The following is a 233-nucleotide window of genomic DNA, read 5'->3' on the forward strand; positions in this document are numbered from 1 at the left end:
GACCCCCAACTACTTTCGGCGCTGAAGCGCTTAACTTCCGTGTTCGGCATGGGAACGGGTGTGGCCGCTTCGCTATCGCCACCAGACAAAAGAATATTAACATCGCCCGGAGGGCGTGTCAATCCATTTCAGGGTTGTTCCCTGAAAACTGAAGACTCATCAATTCATACAAACCTTAGACTAGATCAAAGCCTCGACCGATTAGTATCATTCAGCTCCACACGTCGCCGTGC

At 51.1% G+C, this 233-nt stretch carries 1 rRNA gene; it reads right to left on the minus strand.

Features of this window, described 5'->3' with window-relative positions:
- Positions 1-86: ribosomal RNA gene (rrf, locus tag KNP83_RS15005) — 5S ribosomal RNA — on the minus strand; the annotation flags it as partial.
- Positions 87-233: the final 147 nt, after the last annotated feature.

Origin of the sequence: Exiguobacterium sp. s146 (assembly GCF_018618415.1) — a bacterium.
Taxonomy (GTDB): Bacteria; Bacillota; Bacilli; order Exiguobacteriales; family Exiguobacteriaceae; genus Exiguobacterium.